Below are 9759 nucleotides of genomic sequence, written 5' to 3' on the forward strand. Positions count from 1 at the left end.
CTAGAAAATAGGTGCATCCATGCAGATTTCGGTAAATGAGTTCCTGACACCCCGCCACATTGATGTGCAGGTTGTCAGTCCAACCCGCGCCAAGATCACTCTCGAGCCTCTCGAGCGTGGTTTTGGCCACACCCTGGGCAACGCGCTGCGCCGCATCCTGTTGTCCTCAATGCCCGGCTGTGCAGTAGTCGAGGCCGAGATTGACGGTGTGCTCCACGAGTACAGCGCCATCGAAGGTGTACAGGAAGACGTAATTGAAATCCTGTTGAACCTTAAAGGTCTGGCTATCAAGCTGCACGGCCGTGACGAAGTTACGCTGACCTTGTCGAAGAAGGGTTCGGGGGTGGTTACCGCTGCCGATATTCAGCTGGATCATGATGTCGAGATCGTTAATCCCGATCACGTAATCGCTAACCTGGCGTCTAACGGCGCCCTGAACATGAAGCTCACTGTAGCTCGTGGTCGTGGTTATGAACCGGCCGACTCGCGTCAGAGCGATGAAGACGAAAGCCGCAGCATTGGTCGCTTGCAGCTCGACTCTTCGTTCAGCCCGGTTCGCCGTATCGCATACGTGGTGGAAAACGCCCGTGTCGAGCAGCGTACTAACCTGGACAAGCTGGTTATTGATCTGGAAACCAACGGTACTTTGGATCCTGAAGAGGCAATCCGCCGCGCTGCAACCATTCTGCAACAGCAGTTGGCTGCGTTCGTCGACCTCAAAGGTGACAGCGAACCAGTGGTAATCGAGCAGGAAGACGAGATCGATCCGATCCTGCTTCGCCCGGTTGACGATCTGGAACTGACTGTACGTTCGGCTAACTGCCTTAAGGCGGAAAACATTTACTACATCGGCGACCTGATTCAGCGTACCGAAGTAGAACTGTTGAAGACTCCGAACCTTGGCAAGAAATCCTTGACTGAAATCAAGGACGTTCTGGCCTCCCGCGGTCTGTCCCTCGGCATGCGCCTCGACAACTGGCCGCCTGCAAGTCTTAAGAAGGACGACAAGGCGACTGCCTGATCGTCGTAATCACCGAACGTGAGTTTGGTAAGGAATGAACCATGCGTCATCGTAAAAGTGGTCGTCACCTGAGCCGTACCAGCTCGCACCGCAAGGCCATGTTTCAAAACATGGCGGTGTCGCTGTTCGAGCACGAGCTGATCAAAACTACACTGCCGAAAGCTAAAGAACTGCGTCGCGTTGCTGAGCCGCTGATCACTTTGGCTAAGACAGACAGCCTGGCTAACCGCCGTCTGGCTTTCGACCGTACTCGCTCGAAAGCTATCGTTGGTAAGCTCTTCAACGACCTGGGCAAGCGTTACGCTACCCGTGAGGGTGGCTACCTGCGCATCCTCAAGTGCGGTTTCCGCGCTGGCGACAACGCGCCTATGGCGTACGTCGAGTTGGTTGATCGTGCTACTGCCGGCGAAGCTGTAAGCGCCGAGTAAGACGACAAGCTGTAACGGAGAACCGGGCCTAGTGCCCGGTTTTTTGTGTGTGTAAAAAACGTTGTCTATATTAATTCAGTCGCTGCCAGCATCAGAGTCCAATCCATAGCTAATTACTCTGTTGGGTTTGTTAGTTATTTTCTATCAATGACCATGATTTAATAAATTTGATGGTGTCATCTTGATCGTCAATACTCCCTTTAAGCCGATTAGCCGGCAGTTCCAAGTCTGACCTGAGGAAGATTGAGCATGAGCCAGAATAAAGTCCTTACTACCGCCAGCGGTGCCCCCGTTGCGGATAACCAGAATTCCCGTTCCGCCGGCCCGCGCGGCCCGTTGCTGCTCGACGATTTTCACCTGATCGAGAAGCTCGCTCACTTCAACCGTGAAAACATCCCGGAGCGGCGTGTACACGCTAAAGGTTCGGGTGCCTACGGTACGTTCACGGTCACCCAAGACATTACCCAGTACACCAGCGCCAAGCTGTTTGAGACCGTTGGCAAGCAAACCCCTACCTTTCTTCGGTTTTCCACTGTTGGTGGTGAACGCGGTTCTGCCGATACCGAGCGCGACCCGCGCGGCTTCGCTTTGAAGTTCTACACCGAAGAAGGTAACTGGGACATCGTGGGTAACAACACGCCAGTGTTCTTCATCCGCGACCCGCTGAAATTTCCGGACTTCATCCACACCCAAAAGCGCCTCCCACAAAGCAACCTGAAAAGCGCGCAAATGATGTGGGACTTCTGGTCGCACTCGCCTGAGGCGCTGCACCAGGTGACCATCCTGTTTTCGGACCGTGGCATTCCAGACGGCTATCGCCACATGCACGGCTTCGGTAGTCACACCTACAGCCTGATCAATGCGAAGGGCGAGCGTCACTGGGTTAAATGGCATTACAAAACCAAGCAGGGCATCAAGAACCTGGCTCCAGCGGATGCCGCACGTTTAGCCGGTACTGATCCTGATTACGCCCAGCGTGATCTGTTCGGCGCGATTGAGCGCGGTGACTTTCCGAAATGGCGCGTCTGCATCCAGATCATGACTGAAGCCCAGGCTAACGCTCACTATGAGAATCCTTTCGACGTGACCAAAACCTGGTCTCAAAAGGAATTTCCGCTGATCGAAGTGGGTGAACTGGAGCTCAACCGCAACCCTCTGAACTACTTTGCCGAAGTGGAGCAAGCCGCGTTCGGGCCAAGCAATATGGTGCCCGGTGTTGGCCTGTCGCCAGACCGTATGTTGCAAGGTCGTGTTTTTGCTTACGCCGATGCCCATCGTTATCGTGTCGGCACCAATCACCAGCAATTGCCGGTAAACGCGCCGCGCAGCCCGGTAAACAGCTACCAGCGCGACGGCTCGATGGCTTTTGGCAGCAACGGTGGTTCAGCTCCTAACTACGAGCCGAACAGCTACGCCGATGCCCCCAAGCAAGCCCCGCAGTACGCTGAGCCTGCTTTGGCGCTGAGCGGTGCCGCTGATCGTTACGATCATCGTGAAGACACTGACTACTACAGCCACGCGGGTGCGCTGTTCCGTCTAATGAATGCTGAGCAGCAGGCACTGCTGACCACCAACATCGCCGGTGCAATGGCTGGGGTTTCCAGTGATGTTGTCCAGCGTCAATTGGCGCACTTCTACAAGGCAGACGCTGCTTACGGAGAAGCAATCGCAAAGGCGCTGGGTGTATCGCTTAACTGACTCTAAACGATAAGCAGAACCGCCCTCATTTGGGCGGTTTTCGCGTTATTTCAGCTACTTTTCTCGGGAAATGTGCGTTTTTATGCCGTTGATCCCGTGACCTCCAGGTCATCATGGTTCAAACTACAGTCTTTCAAGCAGGGAGATGTAGGGCGATGCAAGGTCACCCCGACGTAATCGATTACCTCAACACGTTGCTGACGGGCGAACTGGCAGCTCGTGACCAATATTTCATCCACTCGCGGATGTACGAAGACTGGGGTTTTACCGAACTCTACGAGCGTATCAACCACGAGATGGAAGAAGAGGCACAGCACGCTGACGCACTGATGCGCCGTATCCTGATGCTCGAAGGCACGCCGCGTATGCGTCCCGACGACTTGGACGTGGGCACAACCGTACCTGACATGCTGGCAGCCGATCTTCGCCTCGAATACAAGGTACGTGCTGCGCTTTGCAAGGGCATTGAGCTCTGCGAGCAGCACAGTGACTTCGTCACACGTGAAATCCTTCGCGTGCAATTGAATGACACAGAGGAAGATCACACCTACTGGCTGGAAAAGCAGTTGGGTCTGATCAAGCTCATTGGCCTGGAAAACTACCTGCAATCGCAGTTCTGATTCCCGGCTACGAAAAAGCCCCTGTCACCGCAAGGTGACAGGGGCTTTTTCATGGGGCGACAAGTCAGGCCCGGTCGCGCTCCAGCAACGGTTTCAAGTAGTAACCGGTGTGGGACTGCGGCATTTCAGAGACTTGCTCCGGCGTGCCGACCGCGATGATCTGGCCACCCTTGGAGCCGCCCTCCGGCCCGAGGTCCACCAACCAGTCAGCCGTCTTGATCACATCAAGGTTGTGCTCAATCACCACTACAGTGTTGCCGTGGTCGCGCAATCGGTGCAGCACGTCGAGCAGTTGCTGGATATCCGCGAAATGGAGCCCCGTAGTCGGTTCATCGAGGATATACAGAGTCTTGCCCGTATCACGCTTGGACAGCTCCCTGGACAGCTTCACCCGCTGTGCCTCGCCACCGGACAGCGTGGTCGCTGATTGCCCCAGCTTGATATACGACAGGCCCACATCCATCAGCGTCTGCAGCTTGCGCGCCAATGCTGGAACCGCGTCGAAGAACACGCGAGCTTCCTCGATGGTCATCTCCAGGGTTTCGTGGATGTTCTTGCCCTTGTACTTGATCTCAAGAGTTTCGCGGTTATAGCGCTTGCTCTTGCACACATCGCACGGCACATAGATATCCGGCAGGAAGTGCATCTCTACCTTGATCAAGCCATCGCCCTGACACGCTTCACAGCGTCCGCCCTTGACGTTGAACGAGAACCGCCCAGGCCCGTAGCCACGTGAGCGAGACTCCGGCACACCCGCGAACAGCTCGCGAATCGGCGTGAACAGCCCCGTGTACGTTGCCGGGTTGGACCGAGGTGTACGGCCAATCGGGCTCTGGTCGATATCGACCACTTTGTCCAGGTGCTCAAGGCCCTTGATGCTGTCATGCGCGGCCGCTTCCAGCGTGGTTGCGCCGTTCAGGGCGGTTGCACTAAGGGGGAACAGCGTGTTGTTGATCAGCGTCGACTTACCCGAACCCGATACACCGGTCACACAGGTCAGCAAGCCCAGCGGAATCTCCAGGTCGACATTACGCAGGTTGTTCCCGCGTGCGCCCTTGAGATGCAGCGCCATCTTCTTGTTGCGCGGTGTACGTTTAGCCGGCACTGCAATCTTCACTCGGCCAGACAAATACTTGCCGGTCAGGGAGTCCGGATGAGCCATGACTTCGGCCGGTGTGCCTTCAGCAACAATATGTCCACCGTGCACGCCGGCGCCTGGGCCAATATCGACCACATAGTCCGCCAGGCGAATCGCGTCTTCATCGTGCTCGACCACAATCACCGTGTTGCCGATATCCCGTAGGTGCTTCAACGTGCCCAACAGACGATCGTTGTCCCGTTGGTGCAAGCCAATGGACGGTTCATCCAGGATGTACAACACGCCCACCAAGCCTGCACCAATCTGGCTGGCCAGGCGAATACGTTGCGCCTCGCCGCCGGACAAGGTGTCGGCGCTACGGTCCAGAGAAAGATAGTCCAGGCCCACATTGACCAGGAACTGTAACCGCTCACGGATTTCCTTGAGGATCTTGTCGGCAATTTCCCCACGGCGTCCGGTCAGCTTGAGCACACCGAAGTATTCACACGCATCGCCGATCGGCAGGTTCGTCACTGCTGGCAGGGTCTTCTCACCCACCCAGACATGCCGCGCCTCACGGCGCAAGCGAGTGCCACGGCAATCTGGACAAGGTTGAGTGCTGAGGAATTTCGCCAGCTCTTCGCGCACGCTCGCCGATTCGGTTTCGCGGTAGCGCCGCTCCAGGTTTGGCACAATGCCTTCGAACGGGTGCGAACGCTTGACGATGTCGCCGCGGTCGTTCAGGTATTTAAAGTCGACGTTCTGCGAACCACTGCCATTGAGGATGACCTTCTGCTGATCTGCCGGCAGTTGGTTGAATGGCACTTCAAGGCTGAATTTGTAGTGGGACGCCAGCGACCCCAGCATCTGGAAGTAATAGACGTTACGCCTGTCCCAGCCGCGTATCGCCCCTTCCGCCAACGTCAGCTCGCCATTGACCAGGCGCTTGATATCGAAGAACTGCTTCACACCCAGGCCATCGCAGGTTGGGCAGGCGCCGGCCGGGTTGTTGAAGGAAAACAGCTTGGGTTCCAGTTCGCTGATGGCATGGCCACAGATCGGGCAGGCAAAGCGCGCAGAGAAGATGATCTCTTCGCCCGGCTCGTCATCCATGGGCGCAACCAGCGCAATACCATCCGCCAGCTTCAGCGCGGTCTCGAACGATTCCGCCAGGCGCTGCTGCAGGTCGGCGCGCACTTTGAAGCGGTCGACCACTACATCGATCGAATGCTTCTTCTGCTTGTCGAGCTTCGGTGCTTCGTCCAGTTCATACAGCTTGCCATTGATGCGCGCGCGTACAAAACCTTGCGCCCGCAGCTCTTCGAAGACGGAAAGATGTTCGCCCTTGCGCTCGCGAATCACCGGCGCCAGCAGCATCAGCTTGGCACCTTCCGGCTGGGCCAGTACCAGGTCGACCATCTGGCTGACGGTCTGGGCTTCCAGTGGAATGTCGTGATCCGGGCAGCGGGGGATACCGACCCGCGCGTAAAGCAGGCGCAGGTAGTCGTAGATTTCAGTGATGGTGCCCACGGTGGAACGTGGGTTGTGGGAGGTCGACTTCTGTTCGATGGAAATTGCCGGCGACAGGCCTTCAATGGTGTCGACGTCGGGTTTTTCCATCATCGACAGGAACTGCCGGGCATAGGCCGACAGCGATTCCACATAGCGGCGCTGACCTTCGGCATACAGCGTGTCGAACGCCAGGGACGATTTGCCCGAGCCAGACAAGCCGGTGATGACAATCAGCTTGTCCCGGGGCAGGGTCAGGTCGATGTTCTTCAGGTTGTGGGTTCTAGCCCCACGAATCAGGATCTTGTCCAAGATGGCCTCGCACGGCGGGCGTAAATAATGCCGGAGTATACGGCTAAAGACTGGATGAATATACACTGTCAAAGTGCCGGGTGCAGCCTTACATGAAAGCTGCGCGGCAAAGCGCCGCATATACCCTCTCAATCGATGGGACTGGTAGAATCGCCGCCGGTTCACACGAGGTTTTTCCATGCACGATCCCCACAGCGAACGCATGAGTAGCGGCGAGACCCGAGCGGCAAGCGGTCTGGCCCTTGTGTTCGCCTTCCGTATGCTGGGCATGTTTATGGTGTTGCCAGTGCTGGCGACCTATGGCATGGACCTCGCCGGCGCAACCCCGGCGCTGATCGGCCTGGCGATTGGCGCCTATGGCCTGACACAGGCGATTTTTCAGATTCCGTTCGGGATCATTTCCGACCGCATTGGCCGTCGTCCGGTGATTTACCTGGGGCTGATCGTGTTCGCCCTCGGCAGTGTGCTCGCGGCCCAGTCCGATTCGATCTGGGGCGTGATCGCCGGACGTATTCTGCAAGGTGCCGGGGCGATTTCCGCTGCGGTGATGGCGCTCCTCTCTGACCTGACCCGCGAGCAGCATCGCACCAAGGCCATGGCGATGATCGGTATGACCATCGGCCTGTCGTTTGCCGTGGCCATGGTGGTCGGACCCTTGCTCACACGTGCGTTCGGCCTGCACGGTTTGTTTCTGGCCACAGGCGGCATGGCGTTGTTCGGCATCGTGATCGTGGCCTTCATGGTGCCGCGCTCCACCGGCACATTGCAGCACCGTGAATCCGGCGTTGCGCGCAACGCGTTGTTGCCGACGCTCAAGCACCCGGACCTGCTGCGCCTGGATTTAGGTATCTTCGTATTACACGCAATGCTGATGTGCAGCTTCGTCGCCTTGCCCCTGGCCCTGGTACAAAAAGCCGGGCTGCCCAAGGAGCAGCACTGGTGGGTCTACCTCACCGCTCTGTTGATTTCGTTTTTCGCCATGATCCCGTTCATCATCTATGGCGAGAAAAAACGCAAAATGAAACGAGTTTTGCTGGGCGCCGTCGCGACATTGATGCTCACTGAACTATTCTTCTGGCAGTTCGGCGACAGCCTACGGGCGCTGGTAATCGGCACGGTGGTGTTCTTCACCGCGTTCAACCTGCTGGAGGCTTCATTGCCTTCGCTGATCAGTAAAGTTTCACCGGCGGGTGGCAAGGGCACGGCGATGGGGGTGTATTCCACCAGCCAGTTCCTCGGCTCGGCGTTAGGCGGCATCATGGGCGGCTGGATGTTTCAGCATGGCGGTTTGTCGGTTGTCTTCCTCGGATGCGCCGGGCTGGCTGCACTTTGGCTGGTCTTTGCTGTTACCATGCGCGAACCTCCCTACGTCACAAGTCTGCGTTTGCCGCTATCGCCCGAGGCGATCCGCGAAGCCGGTCTGGCAGAGCGCCTGAAGGCCGTCGTAGGGGTAACGGATGCAGTCGTGGTCGCTGAAGAGGCGGCCATTTACATCAAATTGGACACCGAATTATTGGATCGCGCGACGCTTGAGCAACTGGTCAACCCAGTGCCGACAGCGCGCCCAGCCTAGGAGAACGTTATGGCCCGTGGGGTTAACAAAGTCATATTGGTCGGTACTTGCGGCCAGGATCCCGAAGTTCGCTACTTGCCTAACGGTAACGCCGTGACCAACCTGAGTCTGGCGACCAGCGAACAGTGGACCGACAAGCAAACCGGTCAGAAAGTCGAAAAAACCGAATGGCACCGTGTGTCGATGTTCGGCAAGGTCGCAGAGATCGCCGGTGAATACCTGCGCAAGGGTTCGCAGGTCTACATCGAAGGCAAACTGCAGACCCGCGAGTGGGAAAAAGACGGCATCAAGCGTTACACCACTGAAATCGTGGTCGACATGCAAGGCACCATGCAACTGCTGGGCGGCCGTCCACAGGGCGACCAACAGGGCCAGGGCGGCATGTCCAACTCGGCACCGCGTCCACAGCAGTCGCGTCCGCAGCCAAGCCAGCAGCCACAGCGTGAGTCGCGTCCAGCGCCACAGCAGGCCGCTCCTCAGCCGGCTCCGGATTTCGACAGCTTTGATGACGATATTCCGTTCTAGGATATCGCTCGGAGCAATCCGTAAAGTTTTCCCGGAAAGCCCCGTGAGCACTGCTCTCGGGGCTTTTTTATTTGCCAACGCTACCCACGGCTCCAGGCCGAACAGTGTTCTGAAAAGGATCGACTGACGGGACCAGTGATCAGATGTCCCGGCATTTGTGCTCATGGGCTACAGGATTTAGGCTGGAGCCAAACCCTAGAGACGAAGGAAAGCCGCGATGACCTGGTCTGCCAAGCAGTACACGATGTTTGAACAACAGCGCACTCGCCCCGTGCGTGACCTGGTGGCAGCCATTCCCAATCTGGATGTGCACACCGCCGTCGACCTCGGCTGCGGCCCTGGCAACTCCACCCAAGTGTTGGCCGAGCGTTTTCCTCAAGCGGATGTCACCGGCATGGACAGCTCTGAAGACATGCTCGTCGACGCCCGCAACCGCCTGCCGAGACTGAGCTTTGAACTGGCGGACATCGGCGCCTGGAACCCTGGAAAAACATTCGATGTGATCCTCGCCAACGCCTCGCTGCAATGGCTGCCAGACCACGCCACGCTTTACCCCCATCTGGTCAACCAGTTGAACCCCGGCGGTACGCTGGCGGTGCAAACCCCGGATAACCTGGACGAGCCTGCGCACCGCCTGGCTCGGGAGGTTGCGGCGGATGGCCCGTGGGCTGCCAGGATTGGTACGGTCAAACACAATGAACGGCACGTGGCGAGTTACTACTACGAGTTGCTGAGCAAGCACTGCGCCACTGTTGACGTTTGGCGCACGACCTACCTGCACCCGTTGGCGGGTCATGGGGCTGTGGTGGAGTGGTTCAAGGGCTCTGCATTGCGTCCATTCCTCGCGCCTTTGACCGATGATGAAAAAGTCGCCTTCCTACAGGAATATCAGGCGCGGATTACCCAGGCCTATCCAGCCCTGGCCGATGGCACCGTACCACTGCCATTCCCGCGCCTGTTTATCATCGCGACCCGCTAAAAACCCAGGCAAGCAG

Annotated in this window: 8 protein-coding genes; 7 read left to right on the forward strand and 1 reads right to left on the reverse strand. The window is 57.5% G+C overall.

Going from position 1 to position 9759, the window contains the following annotated elements; all coding sequences use genetic code 11:
- Nucleotides 1-19 precede the first annotated feature (19 nt).
- The 4 genes from rpoA to bfr all read left to right on the forward strand — a co-directional run bounded on the left by rpoA (nucleotide 20) and on the right by bfr (nucleotide 3767).
- Nucleotides 20-1021, forward strand: a complete 1002-nt coding sequence (gene rpoA, locus EJD88_RS26485) for a DNA-directed RNA polymerase subunit alpha (RefSeq protein ID WP_003176403.1) — start codon at nucleotides 20-22, stop codon at nucleotides 1019-1021.
- Nucleotides 1022-1062: 41 nt separating this feature from the next.
- Entirely contained in the window at nucleotides 1063-1449 is a 387-nt protein-coding gene (gene rplQ, locus EJD88_RS26490) for a 50S ribosomal protein L17 (RefSeq protein ID WP_003176402.1), read from the forward strand.
- A gap of 249 nt (nucleotides 1450-1698) precedes the next feature.
- Nucleotides 1699-3147, forward strand: coding sequence for a catalase (locus EJD88_RS26495; protein ID WP_158879347.1), 1449 nt, complete (start codon nucleotides 1699-1701; stop codon nucleotides 3145-3147).
- 155 nt (nucleotides 3148-3302) lie between these two features.
- Complete coding sequence (bfr, locus tag EJD88_RS26500) at nucleotides 3303-3767, forward strand: bacterioferritin (RefSeq protein WP_033900044.1); 465 nt, start codon at nucleotides 3303-3305, stop codon at nucleotides 3765-3767.
- 64 nt (nucleotides 3768-3831) lie between these two features.
- Here the strand turns inward: bfr and uvrA are convergent, their stop codons facing one another.
- Entirely contained in the window at nucleotides 3832-6666 is a 2835-nt protein-coding gene (gene uvrA, locus EJD88_RS26505; protein ID WP_099584608.1) for an excinuclease ABC subunit UvrA, read from the reverse strand.
- A 178-nt stretch (nucleotides 6667-6844) separates the two neighbouring features.
- Between uvrA and EJD88_RS26510 the strand changes: the two genes are divergently transcribed.
- The 3 genes from EJD88_RS26510 (at nucleotide 6845) to tam (ending at nucleotide 9743) form a co-directional block, all read left to right on the forward strand.
- The gene (locus EJD88_RS26510; RefSeq protein WP_099584609.1) at nucleotides 6845-8239 is read left to right on the forward strand and encodes an MFS transporter; all 1395 of its coding nucleotides are present in this window, start codon (nucleotides 6845-6847) and stop codon (nucleotides 8237-8239) included.
- A 9-nt stretch (nucleotides 8240-8248) separates the two neighbouring features.
- Entirely contained in the window at nucleotides 8249-8764 is a 516-nt protein-coding gene (locus tag EJD88_RS26515; RefSeq protein WP_003232445.1) for a single-stranded DNA-binding protein, read from the forward strand.
- A 217-nt stretch (nucleotides 8765-8981) separates the two neighbouring features.
- The gene (tam, locus tag EJD88_RS26520; protein ID WP_158879348.1) at nucleotides 8982-9743 is read left to right on the forward strand and encodes a trans-aconitate 2-methyltransferase; all 762 of its coding nucleotides are present in this window, start codon (nucleotides 8982-8984) and stop codon (nucleotides 9741-9743) included.
- Nucleotides 9744-9759: the final 16 nt, after the last annotated feature.

This window comes from Pseudomonas sp. PB105 (genome assembly GCF_009764655.1).
Classification (GTDB): domain Bacteria; phylum Pseudomonadota; class Gammaproteobacteria; order Pseudomonadales; family Pseudomonadaceae; genus Aquipseudomonas; species Aquipseudomonas cyclaminis.

What these genes read in the sequence shown, in the direction of transcription:
- EJD88_RS26515 (WP_003232445.1), top strand. Translation starts at nt 8,249, where the DNA reads ATGGCCCGTGGGGTTAACAAAGTCATATTGGTCGGTACTTGCGGCCAG.
- tam (WP_158879348.1), top strand. Translation starts at nt 8,982, where the DNA reads ATGACCTGGTCTGCCAAGCAGTACACGATGTTTGAACAACAGCGCACT.
- bfr (WP_033900044.1), top strand. Translation starts at nt 3,303, where the DNA reads ATGCAAGGTCACCCCGACGTAATCGATTACCTCAACACGTTGCTGACG.
- rpoA (WP_003176403.1), top strand. Translation starts at nt 20, where the DNA reads ATGCAGATTTCGGTAAATGAGTTCCTGACACCCCGCCACATTGATGTG.
- rplQ (WP_003176402.1), top strand. Translation starts at nt 1,063, where the DNA reads ATGCGTCATCGTAAAAGTGGTCGTCACCTGAGCCGTACCAGCTCGCAC.
- EJD88_RS26510 (WP_099584609.1), top strand. Translation starts at nt 6,845, where the DNA reads ATGCACGATCCCCACAGCGAACGCATGAGTAGCGGCGAGACCCGAGCG.
- EJD88_RS26495 (WP_158879347.1), top strand. Translation starts at nt 1,699, where the DNA reads ATGAGCCAGAATAAAGTCCTTACTACCGCCAGCGGTGCCCCCGTTGCG.